At 43.1% G+C, this 22,157-nt stretch carries 19 protein-coding genes; 14 read left to right on the top strand and 5 right to left on the bottom strand.

Annotation, left to right across the window (positions count from 1 at the left end; all coding sequences use genetic code 11):
• The first annotated feature begins 68 nt into the window (after positions 1-68).
• The 14 genes from AC3CAU_RS16540 (at position 69) to AC3CAU_RS16475 (ending at position 15,970) form a co-directional block, all read left to right on the top strand.
• Positions 69-773, top strand: a complete 705-nt coding sequence (locus AC3CAU_RS16540; RefSeq protein WP_447053922.1) for a DUF8198 family protein — start codon at positions 69-71, stop codon at positions 771-773.
• Positions 774-938: 165 nt separating this feature from the next.
• Positions 939-1,883: a bifunctional demethylmenaquinone methyltransferase/2-methoxy-6-polyprenyl-1,4-benzoquinol methylase UbiE gene (gene ubiE, locus AC3CAU_RS16535; protein WP_131216014.1), complete on the top strand. Its 945-nt coding sequence runs from the start codon at positions 939-941 to the stop codon at positions 1,881-1,883.
• 11 nt (positions 1,884-1,894) lie between these two features.
• Positions 1,895-2,563: a ubiquinone biosynthesis accessory factor UbiJ gene (locus tag AC3CAU_RS16530; protein ID WP_447053921.1), complete on the top strand. Its 669-nt coding sequence runs from the start codon at positions 1,895-1,897 to the stop codon at positions 2,561-2,563.
• A 6-nt stretch (positions 2,564-2,569) separates the two neighbouring features.
• Entirely contained in the window at positions 2,570-4,189 is a 1,620-nt protein-coding gene (locus AC3CAU_RS16525) for an ABC1 kinase family protein (protein ID WP_131216018.1), read from the top strand.
• Positions 4,190-4,356: 167 nt separating this feature from the next.
• Positions 4,357-5,436, top strand: a complete 1,080-nt coding sequence (locus AC3CAU_RS16520) for a patatin-like phospholipase family protein (RefSeq protein WP_131216020.1) — start codon at positions 4,357-4,359, stop codon at positions 5,434-5,436.
• A gap of 249 nt (positions 5,437-5,685) precedes the next feature.
• Positions 5,686-6,477: a bifunctional phosphoribosyl-AMP cyclohydrolase/phosphoribosyl-ATP diphosphatase HisIE gene (hisIE, locus tag AC3CAU_RS16515; RefSeq protein WP_131216022.1), complete on the top strand. Its 792-nt coding sequence runs from the start codon at positions 5,686-5,688 to the stop codon at positions 6,475-6,477.
• A gap of 10 nt (positions 6,478-6,487) precedes the next feature.
• Positions 6,488-7,993 carry a UvrD-helicase domain-containing protein gene (locus AC3CAU_RS16510; RefSeq protein ID WP_131216111.1) on the top strand — a complete coding sequence of 502 codons (1,506 nt, stop codon included), beginning with the start codon at positions 6,488-6,490 and terminating at the stop codon, positions 7,991-7,993.
• Between the two features lie 30 nt (positions 7,994-8,023).
• Entirely contained in the window at positions 8,024-9,391 is a 1,368-nt protein-coding gene (locus tag AC3CAU_RS16505; protein WP_131216024.1) for an AAA family ATPase, read from the top strand.
• Positions 9,392-9,745: 354 nt separating this feature from the next.
• On the top strand, positions 9,746-12,586 hold the full coding sequence (locus tag AC3CAU_RS16500) for a monovalent cation/H+ antiporter subunit A (protein WP_131216026.1): 2,841 nt from the start codon (positions 9,746-9,748) through the stop codon (positions 12,584-12,586).
• A gap of 1 nt (position 12,587) precedes the next feature.
• Entirely contained in the window at positions 12,588-12,953 is a 366-nt protein-coding gene (locus AC3CAU_RS16495) for a Na+/H+ antiporter subunit C (RefSeq protein WP_131216028.1), read from the top strand.
• The gene (locus AC3CAU_RS16490) at positions 12,953-14,761 is read left to right on the top strand and encodes a monovalent cation/H+ antiporter subunit D (protein WP_131216030.1); all 1,809 of its coding nucleotides are present in this window, start codon (positions 12,953-12,955) and stop codon (positions 14,759-14,761) included. Before AC3CAU_RS16495 ends, AC3CAU_RS16490 begins: the two co-directional genes overlap by 1 nt.
• Positions 14,762-14,763: 2 nt before the next feature.
• Complete coding sequence (locus AC3CAU_RS16485; RefSeq protein WP_131216032.1) at positions 14,764-15,285, top strand: Na+/H+ antiporter subunit E; 522 nt, start codon at positions 14,764-14,766, stop codon at positions 15,283-15,285.
• Entirely contained in the window at positions 15,282-15,557 is a 276-nt protein-coding gene (locus tag AC3CAU_RS16480; RefSeq protein ID WP_131216033.1) for a monovalent cation/H+ antiporter subunit F, read from the top strand. The genes AC3CAU_RS16485 and AC3CAU_RS16480 overlap by 4 nt, the downstream gene beginning before the upstream one ends.
• 11 nt (positions 15,558-15,568) lie before the next feature.
• Positions 15,569-15,970, top strand: coding sequence for a Na+/H+ antiporter subunit G (locus AC3CAU_RS16475; RefSeq protein ID WP_131216034.1), 402 nt, complete (start codon positions 15,569-15,571; stop codon positions 15,968-15,970).
• 286 nt (positions 15,971-16,256) lie between these two features.
• Here the strand turns inward: AC3CAU_RS16475 and AC3CAU_RS16470 are convergent, their stop codons facing one another.
• From AC3CAU_RS16470 to rimP, 5 genes are all read right to left on the bottom strand, one after another.
• A complete protein-coding gene (locus AC3CAU_RS16470) occupies positions 16,257-16,556 on the bottom strand; it encodes a hypothetical protein (protein WP_131216035.1) in 300 nt (99 codons plus the stop codon).
• A 161-nt stretch (positions 16,557-16,717) separates the two neighbouring features.
• A complete protein-coding gene (locus AC3CAU_RS16465) occupies positions 16,718-17,122 on the bottom strand; it encodes a ribosome-binding factor A (RefSeq protein ID WP_131216036.1) in 405 nt (134 codons plus the stop codon).
• Positions 17,122-19,833 carry a translation initiation factor IF-2 gene (gene infB / locus AC3CAU_RS16460; protein WP_131216037.1) on the bottom strand — a complete coding sequence of 904 codons (2,712 nt, stop codon included), beginning with the start codon at positions 19,831-19,833 and terminating at the stop codon, positions 17,122-17,124. Before infB ends, AC3CAU_RS16465 begins: the two co-directional genes overlap by 1 nt.
• A gap of 10 nt (positions 19,834-19,843) precedes the next feature.
• Positions 19,844-21,328, bottom strand: coding sequence for a transcription termination factor NusA (gene nusA / locus AC3CAU_RS16455; RefSeq protein WP_131216038.1), 1,485 nt, complete (start codon positions 21,326-21,328; stop codon positions 19,844-19,846).
• Positions 21,329-21,367: 39 nt separating this feature from the next.
• Positions 21,368-21,892: a ribosome maturation factor RimP gene (gene rimP / locus AC3CAU_RS16450; RefSeq protein WP_131216039.1), complete on the bottom strand. Its 525-nt coding sequence runs from the start codon at positions 21,890-21,892 to the stop codon at positions 21,368-21,370.
• Positions 21,893-22,157 lie beyond the last annotated feature (265 nt).

Below are 22,157 nucleotides of genomic sequence, written 5' to 3'. Positions count from 1 at the left end.
CATTGTCATAGCGACTTCATCAATCTCCCTCTAATATTCGTCTATCTAAAAAATAATAGAGACGCATGATGTCAAAACTGGCTGCATTAGATGATTTATTAGAGTTGTACTACCAATTGAATTATCATCAGAACCCTGACATTTTCCAACGTCTTCGAGATGTGCAAGCCTGGCAAAAACAGCGCATGCAAAACACGCATGTCAAACAATTTGCAGAACGACACAATATTTTAATGTCCGAATACTTTCTGAATCGACTGTATGGCGGTCCAGATTTTGATGCTTTAGCAGAGCAAATTGCCCGTTTAGCCAAATATGCCCATAAAGCAGAAAAGCTGATTCCGGAAAATGCCATTAAAACCGGCACATCTGGAGTGGAACTGGCGATTTTAGCCGTACAGCTAGATGAACAAGTCGCCATGCAATTGCTCGAAGATTATCATCCCCATGAAGCTTTAACTGATGAGATGATGCGTCTGACTTACCTTAAACTGAATCAGGGACAACATCGCCTCAAGCAGTTGGATTTACTGGATCAGCTCGGTTTTAGCCTAGATAAATACATGCGTTCATTCATGGTTTATACCGCATTTAAAATGTGTAAAGGCACTGCTCAAAAATATAACTTTCAGGTGATGTATGAGTTTATGCAGGATGGCTTTTTAGCGATGAAACCGTTAAAGTCGGCTGAGAAGTTCGTCAAAGATTTTACTGCGGTTGAACGTCAAATCATTCATAAAGTTCATGCAGGCGACCCTAATCCGTTTCAATAACTTTATGCTGTGATGGAAATAACAATGAGCTGCGAATAAAAACACAGAGCAGATTTCTGTATATTATTCATAACAATTGCATGCTGATTACTGTACAACGTCTTAGAATCTGTCATCATGCAAGCACTGCAACATTAACCCTATTTTTATGTTAGGAGTGACTCTATGTCTAACGAAAATCAAACGCCTACCTCTACACCCGAGTCGGCACAAAATACAGACAAAGTGAGTCCATTCTTAACTGAACCATTACCGCAAGGGACAGCCCAAGGTCAGCAACACACCTTACAACAACAGTTGACCGATACGCCTGTCACCGGTTCAGTTCCTAAATACAATCTGCCGCGTGGCGCAAACACCGGTAATGTCGGTGAAACCACTCACTTTGGTTTTAAAACGGTAAGTAGCGAAGACAAAGCACAAAAAGTCGCTGAAGTGTTCCACTCGGTCGCAAGTAAATACGACATCATGAATGACCTGATGTCATTTGGTATTCACCGTTTATGGAAGCGCTTTGCGATTAACATGTCTGGCGTACGTCGTGGTCAGCATGTGCTGGATATTGCAGGCGGTACAGGCGACTTGGCTAAAGTATTCAGTCGTGAAGTCGGCCCTACCGGTCATGTGGTTTTATCAGACATTAACGAATCAATGTTGAATGTCGGTCGTGACCGTCTAATTGATGCCGGCTGTACCAATGTGGACTTCGTTTTAGCCAATGCTGAAACTCTAGAGCCGTTTGCAGACAACAGCTTTGACCTGCTCACCATCAGCTTCGGTTTACGTAACGTAACTGACAAAGATGCGGCACTTGCTGCAATGTACCGCGTACTTAAGCCAGGTGGTCGTTTATTGGTGCTTGAGTTCTCTAAACCAGTATTTGAGCCGTTCTCTAAACTGTATGACTTGTATTCGTTTACCGCTTTACCGATCATGGGCAAAATTATTGCCAATGACTCGGAAAGTTATAAATACCTGGCAGAATCCATTCGCATGCACCCTGACCAACGTACCCTTAAAGGTATGATGGAAAATGCGGGCTTCCAGAACTGTGATTACCACAACTTAACCGGTGGTATTGTGGCGGTTCACCGCGGCTTTAAACTTTAAGGTTTCATGCTATGTGGTCGATTCTGGCACTCGGTGCAGTTGAACGATTAATTCATCATGTGATTGATCTGGATGCGATTACCCGTATTCAACTGAATGAATTACAAGGCAAAATGTTGCGTGTGGTAATTGATTCACCACAGCTTTCTGTCGATGTATTCTTTGATCAAGACAAAGTTCGTTTAGAACCAACAGTCACAGGTCAAAGCGAGACACCCTCCATCTTTGAACAGCGTCCATTCGATAAAAATGACCAGCTTTCTGAAGCAACGGCGACTTTACAGGTTAAAAATGTAGTCGAGCTGTTGAAGCTGTTACTGGCGGATGAGGTCGGCAATATTCCGCTACAAGGTGACTATCACCTGTTGCAGGATATTCAACTTATCATGCAACAGGCCGAACCGGATTTAGCCTCGCATTTAAGTCCGTGGATTGGTCCTGCCCTTGCGCATGAACTGGGTAAAATCCAGCTGGCACCGAAACATTTAAAACTTACGCTTTCAAGCTATGCGTTCTTTGCCGAAGATGCATTAAAAGAAGATACAGGTTTGTTTGCCCCACGCTGGCAAATGGATGACTTAAATCAAGACACCCGAATTTTCAATCAAAATTTAGATCGTGCCGAAGCCAAAATTCAGCAGCTTCAGGCACAGATTGATTCAACTCAAAACCAGGTATAAACATTTATGATTCCGCACGTTTCACGTTTACTCGAACTTTGGCGCATCGCCGCGCACTATAGACTCGACACGTTGTTTCCTGCAGAAGAATTACCTGAAAAAGCCCGTCATGTTCTCAGCTTGATTCGCATGCACCCTGCTGCCTGGTCTAGCCGTGAACGTAAAAATCCACTCAAGCTGAAAGAAGCTTTAGAGGATATGGGGCCGCTAGCGATTAAACTCGGGCAATTGCTCTCGACCCGCCGCGATTTGATTCCACCCGAAGTTTTACAACAATTGGTGCTTTTACAAGACAAAGTCAAACCGTTTGACAACAACGTTGCCAAAATGCGTATCCAGGAATCGCTAAAAGCCGATGTAAATACCCTGTTTGCCCGTTTTGATGAGCAACCGCTTGCAGCCGCGTCCATTGCTCAAGTGCATACCGCAGCGCTACATGATGGCCGTGAAGTGGTGGTGAAAGTCACCCGCCCCAATATTCGCACTCAAATTTTGCAAGATTTTGAAATTCTGGATTGGCTCGGTGCTGCCTTAGAAAAACGCTTGGAAGCAGCACGTGCACTGCATTTATCGGAAATTATTCAGGACTATCGTCAAATCATTCTGAATGAACTGGATTTGACTTTAGAAGCCGACAACACTCGTCGTATGCGCCATTATTTTACCGGCTCAAGCATGATGTATGTACCTGAAGTATATATGGACAGCAAAGACGTGATGGTGGCTGAACGCATCACTGGTGTTCCCATTTCCGATATTGCCACTTTTGACCGTATGGGCATGAATCGCGCGGACTTGGCAGAGAAAGGTTTAACCATTTTCTTTACCCAAGTATTCCGTGACAACTTCTTTCATGCCGACATGCACCCGGGTAATGTGTTTGTTGAAACCATTAACCCGAGTAATCCACGCTTTATTGCGCTGGATTGCGCGATTATGGGTGAACTGTCCAAACACGATCAAATGACCGTGGCACGCATGTTACTGGCAGTGATGAACAGCGACTTTATGCAACTAATTCTGGTGGTGCATCAAGCCGGTTGGATTCCACCAGGTACAGACCAAGATGCTTTAGCACGTGAAATGCGTCGTACTGTGGGACCCATGGTATCGAAGCCTATGCATGAGCTGGACTTTGCCGGCATCCTGATTCAAGTGATGGATATTGCCCGTCGTTTCCACCTGGAAATTCCACCGCAGTTAATGCTGTTGCTGAAAACATTAGTGCATGTCGAAGGCTTGGGAACAGACCTTTATCCTGAACTGGATATCTGGAAACTGGCGAAACCAATCCTCACCGACTGGATTAAAGCGCAAATGAATCCGCAGAAAAACCTGAAGGAATTGGGACAAAAAATTCCTGATCTTTTACTTGGTGCACAGGATTTACCTAGCTTGATGATCGACAGTTTGAATGGTCTAAAAAATCAGTCTGCTTGGCATTCAAAACAGTTAAATGAATTGCAAAGCATGCGTTTGCAAATGGAAAATCAACAAAAACGCAGCTGGATTTTCGGTAGTTTGATGGCGATCTTATTATCGATTGCGATTATTGCGCCGTGGTATGTTTCGATTCTGCTGATTGTATTTTCCAGCTTACTTGCTGTTTGGCGTGTAGTGAAATAATCAAACATACTTTCCTCTACCGATATGTTTAAACAGCGGGATGATTTAAATCATCCCGCTGTTTTTCTATATAATGACTGAGCAGTCAACAACTGATGACTCTCGCCATTGTTGCCTATATATAACAGCTTAAAATAACAGCACACTTGTATATTCAATGATAGATCATGACGCAAATCCTGCAGAAACGTCCGCCTGCATTAAACTTACGTGCCGGATACCTTGCTCGTGAACTGATTGTAAAAGAAGGTTTACAAGCACGCTTGGTGGATACTATTCCCGGAGCAGCAGGTGGTCCAAAAGGCATTGGTATTCAGGGTTTAGACCAAGCCATTTTTGGCGATTTCTTGGCGCAAGCACCGCAGCGTAGAACTTTGGTTGGTTCATCGATTGGTAGCTGGCGTTTTGCCAGTATTCTGGCTTGGGGCGCTAAAGAAGGCACTGAACGTCTTTCAGAACTTTATACCAACCTGTATTTCCATAAAAAAATGTCACGTCACGATGTGGGCAATATTTGCAGAGGCATGTTGATTGATCTGATTCAAGGCAAAGAACAACAACTGGTGAATCATCCTGACTATCATCTCGCTGTGATTTCAATTAAAGCCCAGCATATTTTTCAGAGTGATCATTCGCTGCCATTACTGGCATCTGTGGCAGGCATTATTGGCAGTAATGCACTCGGTCGTAAACACAATCGTCTGTTTATGCAGCGCGTGATCAGCCAACCTGAAATTGGTACACAATTTAAAGTAGATGATGATTTTGTCACCCATTATCAGACTTTAAATAGCGATAATGTTACACCTTGGCTCATGGCTTCTGCTTCTATTCCCGGTGTTATGGCAGCGATTCGTGATATTCCCGATGCACCCAAAGGCAGTTACCGCGATGGCGGGTTAATTGACTATCACATCGACCTGCCTTTTGAGAGTCAAGGGATTGTGCTTTATCCGCACTTTAGTGACCGCATTACACCCGGCTGGTTCGATAAAATGTTAAAAAAACGTCAAGCCAACCCTGAAAATCAGGCACGAACTTTACTGATTTCCCCTTCACAAGAATATTTGCAATCCTTACCTTTGGGTCGCTTGCCAGATCGTAAGGATTTCACCTTAAAAGGTTTAGATCAGAAACAGCGCATCCAAATGTGGAACCAATGCGTGGCAGAAAGCCAGCGTCTGGGCGATGAATTTCTCGAAATGGTGGAAAAACAAAATTTCCCGCAATTTATACAAAATTTATAAAGCCGTTTTAGGCGGTTATGCATATAGCATGTGCTGCTCTGGGTTTTAAATCTGCAGTCTTTTCAATTCTTTTGATGCTATAAAAATAGAGCACAATATTTTTAAGCTTTTATATTGTAAAGAGATCAAGCGCAATTATGCGCATACGGCGTATATTTTTTTCTCAAAGCAGTGCTAATCACGTACACTATGCGATGGCGATTTTCATTCGCTCTTTTTAATTTTGAACATATTTTTGGTGAAATTCTCATGAACAACGTGCAATGGCTCGATGAAGTAAAATTTAACGAACAAGGTCTGATTCCTGCCATTGCACAGCACCATCAAACTGGCCGTGTGCTCATGGTTGCATGGATGAACCGTGACGCTTTAACCTTAACTGCAGAAAAAAAACAGGCGGTTTACTTCTCCCGTTCACGTCAAAAATTGTGGCATAAAGGTGAAGAATCCGGTCATTTTCAAACCGTGCATGAAATCCGTCTGGACTGTGATGCCGATGTGATTGTGTTACAAATTGAACAACACGGCGGCATTGCCTGCCATACCGGCCGTGAATCATGTTTCTACCGTAAATTGACACCAAATGGTTGGGAAATTGTCGATGCACAATTGAAAGATCCAAGCCAAATTTACGCTGAAAAATCTGCCCAATCACATAATCCCCATACGCTGGTCATGAATGCCTCAACGGCCCAGTCTGAACAGGTCGAAGTACTGGATTATTTGGGTCAGATGATGACAGAGCGCAAAGCAGCCGATCCAGATTCATCTTATGTAGCCAAGCTGTATCACAAGGGCTTAAACAAGATTTTAGAAAAAGTCGGTGAAGAAAGTATTGAAACTGTCATCGCAGCGAAAGACTTTAAAGCTGAAGCGCATGAAGACAATAAAAACGACCTGATTTATGAAGTGGCGGATTTATGGTTCCACACCATTGTCATGCTTGGCTATTTTGATCTTGAACCACAATTGGTTTTAAATGAACTGGCACGTCGCCAAGGCTTATCCGGCCTGGTTGAAAAAGCCAACCGTCAACATTAAGCCCATGACTGTGTCTAATTCGCAAAAACCAAGCCCGACCTATGAGCAAGCCATTGCTATAGACAATGGGCGTTTAGGCAAATCCTTTAAAGTGATTGCTTATGCAGGCACAGGTAAAACCACCACTTTACAAATGATCAGTGATGCCATGCCCGAGCGGCGTGGCATGTATCTGGCGTTTAATAAAGCGATTGCATCAGAAGCACAAAGTAAATTTCATCGTAATGTCGACTGTCGCACCTTTCACTCACTGGCTTTTCGTAGCGCGCCGCGTGGCGTAACTGACAAATTGCGTTTACCGCGTTTAAGTCCGAGTTTCATTGCCAAGGAATATCGCCTGCAACCGATTACCCTGCGCCGGATGATGGGTGGACGTTATGAAAAGTACGTAATGATGCCAAGTCGTCTGGCCAGTCTGGTTGCCAATGCGGTGAGTTATTTCTGTTCGACCAGTTCGCAATATCCTGCCCCCCGTCATCTGCAGGCACCGAGCTGGTTGCATCCCGACGATATTACAGAACTACAAAAGCATCTTTATCCTGCCATTGAACGGCGCTGGTTAGAGTCGATTGATCCGAATCATCAGGCCGGTATTGGTCATGATATTTATCTGAAACTCTGGGCATTGTCTGAACCGAATATTCCGGCAGATTATGTACTGTTTGATGAAGCGCAGGATGCTGATCCATTGATGCTGGGAATTTTGCTGCGTCAAAGAAATACCCAGGTGATTTATGTGGGGGACGCGCATCAACAGATTTATGCTTGGCGTGGTGCAGTCAATGCCATGAAACAGCTGCCCTTACCTGAATCCCGGTTAACCACCTCATTTCGTTTCGGGGAAGAAATTGCCTTGAATGCCAATGCAATTTTGGGTGCTTTAAATGAAACCGTACCTTTACTTGGTAATCCACATCTCCACTCTAAAATAGTCAATAAACCGCATATCAAACAACGTGATGCGATTTTATGCCGCACCAATGCCCGTGCAATGGAATTACTGCTTGCCGGTTTGTTGCATGGCGACAAGGTCAGTTTGCAAGCCGACCATGTCAAACTGAATCGCTTTGTCGATGCGGCCAGCATGCTCAAACAAGGCCGCCGTGTCGTTGATGTACCTGAACTGGCCTGGTTCAATTCCTGGCATGACGTACATGAATACTGTGAAACCAATGACGGCAGTGACATTAAACCTTTAGTGAAACTGGTCGATGATCACGGTACTGATCCACTTAAAAGAGCGCTGGCGAAAATTACCCCGATTGGACAGGCAGACTACATTATCTCGACAGCACACAAAGCCAAAGGTTTAGAGTGGGACCGGGTACATATTGAAGATGACTATCAATTTAAGGTCAATGAAAAAGACCATAAAATTAGTGACGAAGAGTTAAGATTACTTTACGTTGCCTGTACACGTGCTAAAGTAAGTTTAAATATTCACCACATTTACGATCTGGTACAACAACTTAAAAAGCAAATGCCATTATCGCTGCGTAAAGCTGTGGGAGAATAATTCCAGCTTATTTTGCAATACAGGTGTTTTATGAAAATCGAATCTGTTCAACTTAAACACGCACTGCATTTTGCTGATCTCAAGCTGAAATTTAACGACAAACCTATCACCCTGATTCTTGGCGATCAAAGCTCAGGCAAAACTGCGATTTTAAAACTCACTTATCAGGCGCTGACCTGGTTTGCCGCACGCTACAAAGACTTTCGTACTGCAGGTCTAGTGATGCTTGATCAGGACATTATGCTTACACGCTTGCAATCCAAAATTGATATTCGGGTTAGAATTCCCAATGATATTGGTATCTTAACCCAAGCCAGTGAACCACAAGCCAAAGCGCTTTCTAATTTCGATTGGCAGCTGTACAAAACTCTAAATAGTCATGGCATTGGCACCAGCAAAGCCGAAACCCAGCAATTGGAAAACTTGGTCGAACTTTATCAAAATGCGATCAAACACGATCAGTTGCAAGGATTGCCGCTCATTGCCTATTATCCTGCAGAACGTTTTGTCAATGAAATGAATCTTCAGAGCAAGAATAATCCGGCCGTTTTCCAGACCTCATATGCTTATGAAATTTCAACTATTTCTTATACGACCTTTAGCCGTTTTTTTGAATGGTTACGTGAAATTAGTGATATTGAAAATGCCCAAATTGCACAACTTTTTCAACAATTGCTGTCCAATCCATCTATCCAGAAAAATAAAGATACAGATTTTTTGCAACAATTGGTCAATGCTCAAAAACAAATGAATGCACCCAGTCTGGATGCTTTAAAACAGGCATTAAGCACAATAATTCCTGCTTTAGAAGATATTTATATCCAGTACCAGCCCAAATTAAAGTTGATGGTGAGTTATCAAGGCAAAACCATGCTTTATCAACAACTTTCCAATAGCGTTAAAAACTGGATTGCTCTGGTGGGCGATATCGTACGCCGTTTATGCTTGCTCAATCCGAACAGTCTATATCCATGTCTTGAAGGGGATGGAATTTTACTGATTGATGAGATTGATCATCAGCTTGACCAAAATTCTACGCAAGTCATTTTACAGCGCTTGCATCAGGCTTTTCCGCGGCTACAAATTATTGCTACCGGCAACCGTAGCGAATTACTGGAACATGCTGCAGATTATCAATGTTTAAAACTTGAAAATAAACAGATTTTTGATATGCAGTTACAACCCTTAAAAGATAAGTTTGATCATATTTATGAAAATCTGGTTTTTAATGAAGAAGTGATTGAAACAGAGGCATGGCTTGAACCCGAATTAGAAAGCATCACCCCACAAACTATGTTGCAGCAGATTCAACAACATTTAAGTATAGAACAACAAGCTGAATTGCTTCATTTAATGAGTCAGCAAAATAATACCTCTTCACCCCATTCCCTACCCTGAAACAAAATATTGGATGCATTAAAAGAGTCGATATTTTAAAGCGTTATTTTTAAATTTTAATCTCTCTAAACACACGACACTCAGAAAGGCTTGAGCGGGCGTATAATAAAGTCAGCTGGGCGCAAAAAGAATTGATGTTGTTTTACTCATGTAATAAAATCAAGTATCTTTAAAGTTTTATAGTAAAATCCGATTTTACTGTCACTTTTTACAAGTTGCGCAACACAGCTTGTTTTTCAGTTTTTTGAATTCAATTTGGCTTTCAAGATTGAGAAGTTTTGGATCGCTCCTTTTGGTCCTGTAGTCCTTGAAAGATAAGATTCACCCTTAGGTTTTACAAACCTAATCACGACAATGGATATCAGTGTGCTACCGATTATTATATTGTTACCGTTAGTACTAGGCACAACCCTTGTCTCGTGGCTGAAAAATTTTTCACGCGGGCTAACCGCTTTAGCGGCAATTGGTGTCAGTCTAAGCAGTCTCATCTTGTTATTGACTCAAGCAAAATATGTTTTTAATGGCGGAACCATCACCCAAAGCTGGTCATGGTTACCCCAGTTAGGCATCGATTTAAGCTTTCGTCTGGATGCTTTAGGCCTGTTATTTTCTCTGCTGATTAGCGGTATCGGTACCCTGATTTATATTTATGCCTATTATTATTTAAGTCCAAGAAACTCTCTCAGCAAACTTTACCTGTTACTGATGTTCTTTATGGCAGCCATGCTAGGCATCTCGCTGTCGAATAATTTAATTTTAATGCTGATTTTTTGGGAACTGACCAGTATTTCATCGTTCCTTTTGGTCGGTTATTGGAGCAATTACGAGGCTGCGCAACGTGGTTCGCGTATGGCGTTGACGATCACCGGGCTGGGTGGTCTGTCGATGCTCGGTGGCTTTATTCTACTCGGTCAAATTACTGGAACTTACCAGATAGACCAAATTTTAATGATGACAGAGAAAATTCAAAGCCATTCCTTGTTTGTTCCTACTCTATTGCTGATTTTAATCGGTGCATTTACCAAAAGTGCCCAGTTTCCCTTTCATTTTTGGCTCCCCAATGCCATGGCGGCGCCAACACCTGTATCGGCATATTTACATTCGGCTACCATGGTCAAAGCCGGAATTTTCCTGCTGGCACGTTTTACCCCCATTTTTGTCGGTGCAGCGCTTTATCATAATATTGTAACTTTCGTGGGATTATTTACCCTGTGTATGGCGGCTTTTTTTGCCATTTTTAAAGAAGATTTAAAAGGCTTACTCGCCTATTCTACCATTAGTCATTTAGGTTTGATTGTCTGCCTCTTGGGAATTGGATCGCCGCTCGCGATTGCCGCAGCCATTTTTCACATCATTAATCATGCGACTTTTAAAGCAGCCTTGTTCATGATTGCCGGGATTATTGACCATGAAACCGGAACTCGTGATTTACGCAAGTTAAATGGGATCTGGCAATTATTACCCTTTACTGCAACCCTGACCATGATTACTGCTGCCTCTATGGCTGGCGTGCCGCTGACCAACGGTTTCTTGTCAAAGGAAATGTTCTTTACTGAACTACTGAACAATCTCTCTGGGCCAGTGATGATTTTCTCGGCAATTATGGCCACACTGGCAGGGATCTTCGCGGTCGCTTATTCAGTACGTTTGGTGCATGGGGTCTTTTTTGATGGTCCGCTTGGACCACAAGTCCCCAATCAAAATGCACATGAGCCGCCTTTCGGCATGCGTGCACCAGCGCTTGTCCTGGCTGTTTTATGTATTTTAGTCGGTTTGGCCCCTGCCCTTTTGGTTGAAAAGATTGTCAATTCAACCACGCGTGCCAGCACTCAATTACCTGACTTTGCAGGCACCCATCTGGCAATTTGGCATGGCTTCAATGCCCCTTTAGTGATGAGTATTATTGCGCTATTGGGTGGGGTAATTTTCTATTTCGCTTTTGCCAAAAACGGTAAAATCCGTGAGATTGACCTTGATCCTTTACTGGGTAAATTCCAAGGCAGAATCCTGTTTGATTTATTCTTAAAGCATCTGTTAGTCAATTCACGTAAGTTTAAACGTAAAACTGAAAATGGTTCACTGCAAAGCTATTTAACGTGGATTGTATTATTTAGTGCTGCATTACTGGCCATGCCACTGCTTAATCAGGGACTCACCACAGGTACACGTGAATTAACTCATGCACCTGCAATTGCGATTGTGCTTTGGCTGATCTTGTTCTCTGCCTGCTGGATGATGTTGTGGTTCCATCATGAACGGATTAAAGCAGTCCTGATCAGCGGTGCTGTCGGTTTAGTGGTGACCATGGTTTTTGTGACCTTGTCTGCACCCGATCTGGCCTTAACCCAGATTACAGTTGATGTGGTTACCACCGTACTCTTGCTAATGAGCTTATCCTTATTGCCACAGCTTACCCCGTATGAATCCAGTGTCTCACGTCGCTGGCGTGATGCAATCATTGCCATTGGTGGCGGTCTCGGTATCGGCTGGATTGCATGGCTGATTTTGACCCGTGATCACAACTCGATTTCGTGGTTCTTCATGCAGCAATCGATTCCACTGGGCGGTGGAACCAATGTGGTGAATGTGATTTTGGTCGACTTCCGTGGTTTCGATACCTTTGGTGAGATTACCGTACTCGGTATTGCTGCCATTGGTGCCTTGTGTTTAATGGATGGCATGCGTACCCACGGCACCACTATCACCCAAGGCCTAACTTACCGTTTTAACCCCTCTCCATTAATGTTCCGTATCACTGCATCCTGGGTTTTACCATTGGCCCTAGTGGTCAGTCTTTACATCTTCCTGCGCGGTCATAACTTGCCGGGGGGTGGATTTATTGCCGGTTTAATTACCTCACTTGCCCTTTTGATTCAATATATTGCACTGGGTCAAGATCAGGCCGAACAAATGCTGAAAGCCAAGTCCGGACGCTTATATGAAATCTGGATTGGTTCCGGCTTAACTATTGCCGGACTGACCGGAATGGGTGCCTGGTTCTGGGGACGTCCCTTCCTCACCAGCGCACACATCTATATCTCACCACCAGTTTTAGGTGAAATTCATCTGGCTTCTGCTGCCTTATTTGATGTCGGGGTGTATGTCACGGTTGTTGGTGCAACTATGCTGATGATTTCAGTCTTAGGTGACTCTCGTCATTCCAGCATGGCTGGCCCAGTATTGAAGGGAGAATAAAATGATCAGTCTAGAATTTTTACTCGCCTCTGCTATTGGATTACTGACAGCAACGGGAATTTATCTTATTTTGCGTGCCCGTACCTTTCCTGTGGTTCTGGGCCTTGCCATGATTGGTTATGCGGTCAATTTATTCCTGTTTGCCATGGGGCGGATTCAGGTCAATGCTCCAGCGGTTCTGACTGAAACCACCAAGGCAACCGATCCGTTACCACAAGCTTTAGTTTTAACAGCGATTGTCATTGGCTTTGCAACTACCGCCTTTATTATACAGCTGGCTTTACGCAGTCGTTATGAAACCGGAACAGATCACGTTGACTCTAAAGAGGATATTGTGCCAATTGACCCGCGTGAGGATGAGCCTTAATGAATGCTGTCATCCAGTTTTGGACTGAACATACCCCTATTTTTAGCATTTTAATTCCAGCTTTTACCGCATTTATCTTGGTACTTTTGGGGAATCCAGGCGCAGGTGCATTATCAGAGGACTGGCGTCAACCCTGGCGTCGCGGGATTAGTTACATCTCATCCATTTTGGGCCTAACCACGGCTATTCTGTATTTAAACTTGGCCAGTAATGGGCAAATCAGTATCTATAGTTTAGGTGAATGGTCTGCCCCATTCGGGATTGTCTTGGTGCTAGATCAGCTGTCTGCCCTGATGCTGGTTCTTACCTATGCCCTAGCGGCTCCTATTTTATGGTATGCCAGTCATGAATGGGATACACGAGGACGCTATTTTCATGTCATGTTCCATTTCTTGCTCATGGGCTTATGTGGTGCATTCCTGACAGGCGACTTATTTAACCTATTTGTATTTTTTGAAATCTTGTTGATGGCATCTTATGTGCTGCTGGTACATGGACAAGGCAAGGCACGTTTTCAACTCGGAATTCATTACGTCACCATTAACTTACTGGCCTCTGCCCTGTTTTTAATTGGTTTAGGCATGATCTATGGCAGTGTCGGCAGTTTAAACATGGCAGATGTCGCGCGTCTGATTCCACTCTTAGAACCTGACCAACACAAACTCGCAGTCGCAGGCGGCTTACTGTTATTTGTCGTATTTGGGATTAAGGCCGCCATGTTGCCGGTAGGTTTCTGGTTACCGAAAACCTATGCCGTGGCAACAACGCCTGTTGCAGCAATTTTTACCATCATGACTAAAGTCGGCATTTATGCGATTCTCAGAATTAATGGTACCGTTTTTGACGATGATTTAAGCCACAGCATTTTAGCGAGCTGGTTACTGCCGATTGGTCTTATCACCTCTATTTATGGGGTAATCGGGGCGATTGGTGCAGAACGCTTACGTCGCTTCGTTGGTTTTATGATTCTGTCTTCGATCGGAACCATCTTAATCGCGATTTCATTGTTTAATACTTTGGCATGGGCTGCGGCACTTTATTATTTAGTGCATAGCACCCTGATCGGGGCTGCATTTTATTTGCTCTCGGGCTGGATTACTTCACAACGTGGCGTATTTAAAGACCATTTCAATATTGCACCGCAAATGAAACAACATAAAGTGGTGTCATTGGTGTTCTTTTTAATTGCATTGATGATGGCCGGTTTACCGCCATTCAGCGGTTTTTTAGGCAAAGTTTTTATCTTGCAAGCCACCTCACATTCACCTTATCAACTGGTGATTATTATTGTGGTGCTGATGGTGAGTTTACTCAGTATTATTGCATTTACCCGAATTGGCTTTGTGCTGTTTTGGCGTGCAACCGTGCCTGAAGACAATCCAAATAAAGAAGAGTTTAAAGCCTATCAAGCTTTGCCTGAACAATCACCTGCACGAAATGATAAAACCATCTATTTACTGCTTTCGGGTTTAGTCATCTATATGATCTGTGCCGGCCCTATTCAGCAATATATGTTTAACACGGCTGAACAAATGCAAAATAACGTCCTCTATGAAGGTATTATCCTGCATAAAGACAATCTTAATCAGGTCATTAGCATTCAACCTTATGATCCTGAAAACCTGCCTGAAACCAAATATGGCGGTGAAACGGTTGATCCTAATGCGCATTTGATTCCCTATATCATTTCTGAAAAAACGCTACAAGGTGAGCATATATCCGAGTATAAACAACGCCAAATCAATCAACAGCAAACGCAGGAACCTGTCCATCCAGATGATGCCAAGCTCAAACCGAGGGAGCCTTAACCATGCAAAAAACATCTTTCCGGGAAAATTGGTTACCGCATCCATTTGTATCGGTGATTGTGGCTTTAAGCTGGGTTATGCTGACGCATAACCTAGATGCAGCAACACTTCTTATGGCTTTGTTGCTCGGGATTCTGATTCCGCGAATGGTTAATCCATTTATTACCCGTACGCCAAATATCAACTGGCGACTGGCTGTAAAATTATTTTTTGTGGTGCTGTGGGACATTATTGTTTGTAATATTCAAGTGGCTAAATTGGTTTTGGGACCAACCCATAAACTGCATCCCAAATGGTTTCGCGTACCTTTAGAAACGCAGCATGAACAAGTCAATGTCTTACTGGCGCTGATTATTACCACTACTCCGGGTACCGTGACTGCAGGAATTGATGATGATCGCGGTGATATTTTAGTGCATGCCTTAAGTACTGATAATACCGAAATAGATATTCTAGAAATTAAAAATCGTTATGAAAAGGCACTCATGGCTATTTTTGCTGTAGAAGTAGGAGAAGATTCATGAGCATTTTGCCTTATGCACTCGGCATATGCATGGTGGCTATCACTATCTCGATGTTTCTTTGCCTGGTCCGTTTAGTTATGGGTCCATCCATTGTGGACCGCCTTCTGGCGCTAGATACCTTATTCCTCAATGCCACCTGTTTAATTGTGATTTTAGGTATTTACTGGACCAGTACTGCCTTATTTGAAGGGGCGTTATTAGTAGCCATGCTTGGATTCGTTTCTACCGCAGCCCTTGCACGCTACTTTACTACTGGCCATGTGGTCGATTAGGAGAAACAGAGATGCAACTTGCGATGGAAATTCTGGTTTCGATTTTTTTATTGATTGGCTCATTCTTCATGCTCGTTGGCGGTATTGGTATGGTTCGCCTACCCGACTTATTTATGCGTCTACATGCTCCGACAAAATCCAGCACCTTAGGTTTAGGCAGTTTTTTAATTGCAGCCATGATTTTTGCAGCATTTCAGGGTCGGTTTGGTTTTGCGGAACTGTTATTGACTCTATTGGCGTTCATTACCGCGCCCGTATCTGCAAATTTGATGGCGCAAGCCGCTTTACATTTGCGCTTACGCTCAACCGGTGGTGAAGTGCCTGAAGCGATTGAGCGCCCTTTACCTTGGCAACGCAGCCGTCGTCGTGCTCCGACTGAAGACAAAAATAGCTCACATGATGATCTGGCCTGAAATCAGGTTCATTTTGCCGAGCTTGAATGAAAAAAATTTTTACTTTAAGTTTTGACTCAGTTGAAGTTACAGTAGACTGAGTCAATTTAATTAATTTTCAGCCAAAACTTTAACCTTTTCTTTTTCAAATTCCTGTTTAGTGAGCACACCCTCATCTAATAATTTTTTAAGGCTGTAAGTTCCTCATATTTAGCTACAGCGAGATTATTATTTCCATTCTCAGCTTTCTCAATTCACTCAAATAGTCGTTCTACCCGTGGAAAATCCCCCAATATATATGGAGGCTTTACAACAGTTTCAGTAAGGCTGCATGCATTGCTTTATCTTTAGATGCGCAAAAAGTAATTGATGCGTGTTGGGCATTTTCTTGCACAGTTTGTAATGATACAAAACCTGTTGCTGCTTTCCGGAAAACACGATATGAATCTTCACTCCTCTTTGTCGACTGATCCCATATCACATTCCCGCCGCCAAAAACCGTATTTTCAAATGAAGACCTACTTTTTGAAGCCAATTGAATAGACGGTACACTTGAGCAACTTGAAATGATAAGTACAGAAAAGATAAAAAACAGCTTATTCATCATATTATAGCTTTCACAATGAAATTTCAGCCCGTCAAATCTTTTAAACAGTCTTTAAATTAATTATAAAATCAATTATTTAACTTAAAAGTAAAAGTATTCAATTATTGAAAATCATCTAAATAAAAAAAAGCCACCCGGAGGTGGCTTTTTTATGACATTAATTATTCATCATCTTGCTTTGCTTCAGCAGGCGGTAAATCCTTCACTGCTTCTGCAATCAGACCAAACATATAATTGCCGTAAGCATTGGTTTTGTCATAATGGAAACGCAAACGTGGCGTAATACGTGTCTTGATACGACGACTCAATTCGTGACGCAAGAACCCAGATGCTTTATTCAATACATCTAGAGTTTCTTTGTTGGCGGCTTCACTTTGGTCATCACCAAGTTCACGACCCATTACAGTCACATAAACTTCGGCATATCCTAAGTCTGCGCTAACTTTCACCGCAGAGATGGTCACAAGACCACCTAAGCGTGGATCTTTCAGCTCCTGACGAATCAGTTCAGACAACTCGCGCTGAACTGAATCACCCATACGCTTAAGACGCTGACTACCCGCCATTAAAGACTCCGTTTAATCAATTGAACATCGTACACTTCGATCTTATCGAGTGCTTTGATGTCTTTATAGCCTTTCACCGCAAGACCACATTCCATACCGGCACGAACTTCTTCAACCACTTCTTTATAGCGACGAAGAGATTCAAGCTCACCTTGGAATACAACCACGTCATCACGTAATACGCGAATCGGTTTATTACGATGCAACATACCTTCAAGAACCATACAGCCCGCAGCCGCACCGAATTTGCTTGAGTGGAATACTTCACGTACTTGAGCCACACCAAGAATCGTTTCACGATGCTCAGGAGCCAACTTACCACTCATCGCTGCTTTCACGTCATCAATCAATTCATAGATGATGCTGTAGTAACGAATATCAATGCCGTCTGCATCCGCTTTTTGACGTGCTGTAGTATCTGCACGTACGTTAAAGCCAAGCAGAACTGCTTCAGAAGATTCAGCAAGAGTTACGTCTGATTCAGTGATTGCGCCAACACCAGAACCAATTACACGAACGCGTACTTCATCTGTTGCCAATGCTTGCAATGCTACGGTCAATGCTTCCAAGGTACCGCGTACGTCAGTCTTAAGCACCACGTTCACATAAGGCACATCTTTTTTGCCCATAGACGCCATGATGTTTTCAAGACGCATTGCACTTTGACGTTCAAGACGTTTTTCACGTTCACGTGCCATACGTGCATCAGCGACTTCGCGTGCTTTCTTCTCATCGTTAACAACAAGAACTTCATCACCCGCCATTGGCGCTTCAGGAAGACCCAAGATTTCTACTGGAATCGAAGGTCCTGCTGATTTAATACGTTTACCGTTTTCATCCACCATCGCACGAACACGACCGTAAGATGAACCAGCAAGCACCAAATCACCCACATTCAATGTACCGTTTTGTACAAGAATAGAAGCAACCGCACCACGATCTTTATCTACACGTGCTTCAATGACCACACCTTGTGCAGCACCTTCTTCAGATGCTTTCAATTCAAGCATTTCTGATTGAATCGAAATAAGATCAAGTAGTTCATCAATACCTTGACCAGAATGTGCAGAAACCATGGCTACAGGTACGTCACCACCCCATTGTTCAGGTACGATCTGTTTAGCAGTCAATTCATTCAATACGCGATCTGGATCGGCAGATTCTTTATCCATCTTGTTGATTGCAACAATAATTGGCGTACCTGCAGCACGCGCATGATCAATTGCTTCTGCAGTTTGTGGCATTACACCATCATCAGCAGCAACAACCAGAACCACGATATCAGTCGCTTTCGCACCACGTGAACGCATAGAAGTAAACGCTGCGTGTCCCGGTGTGTCTAAGAAAGTGATAATGCCTTTATCCGTTTTAACGTGATATGCACCGATATGCTGTGTGATACCGCCCGCTTCGCCCGCAGCCACTTTGGTACGACGAATACGGTCAAGAAGCGATGTTTTACCATGGTCAACGTGACCCATGATGGTTACAACTGGCGCACGAGTGGTTTGAACGCCACGCGCTTCTTCAGCTGCTTCAAGTAAGTTATCTTCAGCTTGAGTATCAGAAACTAGAACAGGGTTATGCCCCATTTCTTCAACTACGAGTGCCGCAATTTCTTGCTCAATCGCTTGGTTCTGAGTCACAAGCTCACCCATTTTCATGAGCGATTTGATGACTTCACGAACTTTAATCGCCATCTTCGCAGCTAAGTCTGCAACAACAATGGTTTCACCGATTTCAACATCATAAATTTGTTTTTTAACCGGTTTTTCAAAGCCATGCTTGTTGCCTTGGCTGGTTTTCAAACCACGTTTAGGCTGTTTACTGAAGCTTTGCTCTTCTTGACCACGACGTCCACCTTTTTTCGGTGCACGTGCAGTTGGCGTATTGGTACCACGTTTGATTTCGCGGTCTTCTTTCGCAAATGAATCTTCATAAGCCTGACCAACAAGACCAGCCGCCAATGGAGAATCATCGACCACACGAATTGTTGCAGTGGTATCTTCAGAGGTGTACTTAGACGCCATCTGACGCATTTGTTCAAGCGTACGTTGTTGAGCTTCTTCAGCCGATTTACGACGTGCTGCTTCTTCAACTGCTTTTAATTGCGCTGATTGAGCTTCACGTACTTTTTTCTGTTCAGCTGTTTCAACTTGCTTAACCGTTTGTTTCACAATCGGTTTGTTATTCGACTTACGCGTTACCACAACAGCAGCCTTGGAAACTTCTTGCTTAGCTGTTTGTTGCTGAGCAGCAGCACGCATTGCTTCTAAAGCCTGTTTTGCTTTAGACACGCCAGTTTGGTTTGCAGCATCTGCAGGCGCAGCAGCTTTGGGTTCAACTGCTGCAGTAGTTGCAGTTTGTTGACCTTGCGCTTTTGCCAGTGCTTCAGCTTTAATTTGTTCAGGGTCTGGCTTGGTAAATGTATGCTTCTTGCGAACTTCTACATTAATGGTTTTCGCCTTACCTGATGTACTTGCCACTTTAGCAGTACTGGTTGTTTTACGTTTCAACGTGATTTTTCCTGCATTCCCATCGTTTTGACCATGAATTTTCTTCAAATGGTTAACGAGAGTATTTTGTTGTTCAGTGGAAATAATATCGTCAGCTTTACGTTGTGGTAAGCCTGCGTCACGAACCTGCTCTAGGAGCTTCTCAACAGGACGTTCTACGCTGAGAGCTAACTCTTTAATCGACTTGTCCGGCATATATTTCCTCCTAGTTAAACCATGATTCGCGCGCTTTCATAATGAATTGGCCCGCTTTTTCAGCACCTAAACCTTCAATATCTGCAATATCGTCCGTTGCCTGGTCTGCCAAATCATCTACTGTTACCACACCGCGAGCTGCAAGTGCATACGCGATTTCCTGTGTCATCCCAGCCATTGCAATGAGTTCTGCACTTGGTTCCTGGATGTCTTCTTGTTGTCTTAAAGCATCAGCCAAGGTAATTTCTTTGGCACGGCTTTGCAATAATTCAACAGTTTCAGCATCTAATTCAATTTCATCGAATGTTTCAGCTGGAACATAAGCAATTTCTTCAAGAGAAGTAAAGCCCATTTCAACCAAAGCCATTGCCAAATCTTCTTCAATATCCAAACGTGTCACAAACATGTCGAGATACTGTTGAGCTTCATTTTGCTGACGCGCGTAGAATTCCTCTTCGAGCATCATATCCAATTTATAGCCAGTCAATTCAGAAGCTAAACGAACATTTTGACCTTGTGATCCAATGGCACGTGCCAACTGATCCGTTGCTGCAAAAATAATATCTGCGCTATGGACATCTTCATCAATCACAATACTCGATACATCAGCAGGCTCTAAAGCGCTAGCAATATACTGTGCTGGATCATCAGACCATACCACTACATCAATACGTTCACCGTTCAATTCTGATTGTACCGCTTGGATACGTGTACCACGCATACCAATACATGCACCCACAGGATCAATACGATGATCGTTGGTTTTCACAGCAATTTTAGCACGAACACCCGGTTGGCGTGCAGCTGCTTTAATTTCAATGATTTCTTCAGAAATTTCAGGAATTTCTTTCTTCATTAACGCAATCAGCATTTCTGGGCGTGCACGTGACAATAGTAATTGTGCGCCACGACCTTCACGATTCACGCTATATAAAATGGCGTTCATACGTTGCTTAGGACGAAGAATTTCTTTAGGAATCATTTCTTCACGAGCAAGATATGCTTCAGCATTGTCACCCAAGTCAATAATGAAGCCATCTTTGGTTTGTTTTTTCACTTCACCGTAGATAAGTTCACCAACTTTAGATTCATATGCATCAGCGACTAAAGCACGCTCAGCTTCACGAATTTTTTGCACAATCACTTGTTTCGCAATTTGTGCAGCAATTCGACCGAAGTCAATCGACTCAACTTCAAGCTCACGAATATCACCGATTGCCCATTGTTCCGGGTCAAGATCCGAGATTGCATCCTGACAGGCAGGCATTTCATGATCTTCGTCCGCTACCACTTCCCATTGACGGAAAGTACGGTAGTCACCCGTCTTACGATCGATTTCCACACGTAAACGTGCTTCTTCTGCATGGGTGCCTTCGTAAAATTTCTTTTTAGTCGCAGCAACTAAAGCTTGTTCAAGCGCTTCAAAAATTGCATCACGACTTACACCTTTTTCGTTACTAACCGTTTCTACTACGGTAAGAATTTCACGAGCCATAAGTCACCTATTCGTTCAGATTCTTATTGATTGAATGAATTAATCTTGAAAGATCAAATTTGATTTGTCGATATTATGACTGTCGATTTCAAGTACGTGTTGATTTTCAACTTCGACTTGAATAATTTCATTCTCAAGATCAACAGCAATCAGTTTCGCTTGGAATTTACGACGGTTCTCTACAGCACTGATCAGACGTAAAGCAATTTGCTGCCCAATATAGGCAGGCATTTGCGCAAGTTGAAAGAAAGGACGATCCCAACCTGGAGAAGACACTTCAAGTGAGTATTCGCCAGAAATTGGATCATGCACGTCAAGCATTGCGCCTACTTGCTGGGTTACGCGAACACAGTCTTGTACGCCAATACCCTGACCTTGTTCAAGCTCACCATCTTCATTCATAACAGGTTGTGTGTTATTTTCGTTGGTTTTATCAATATAGATACGCAATAAAGAACGCTTACCCTGAGGAATAAATTCAATTCCCCAAAGATCTACATTACAAGCTTGCACTGCAGGAGTTATAAGGTCTTGGAGTGCTTGAGTTTTATTTGATAGCTTCATTTACTCTCGTCATTGTTGTGCGATTCAATGGTCAATATGACCAGTTCAGACTAACTCAACTATATTAGTAGTGAAACATGACAATTTGACCAATGGATGTCGACACTACACGATAGCCAATAAAAAAGGGCGTAATCGCCCCTGTGTACACAGAAAAACCAAAGTCCACTGTGCAAAAAGGCCCACCATTTTTGTGAGCCTTTTAGAAACTTGGTAGCGGGAGCTGGATTTGAACCAACGACCTTCGGGTTATGAGCCCGACGAG

It is taken from the genome of Acinetobacter sp. GG23 (genome assembly GCF_057766365.1).
Note: the sequence above shows the minus strand (reverse complement) of the source record. Positions and strands in the feature narration are given on the sequence as shown.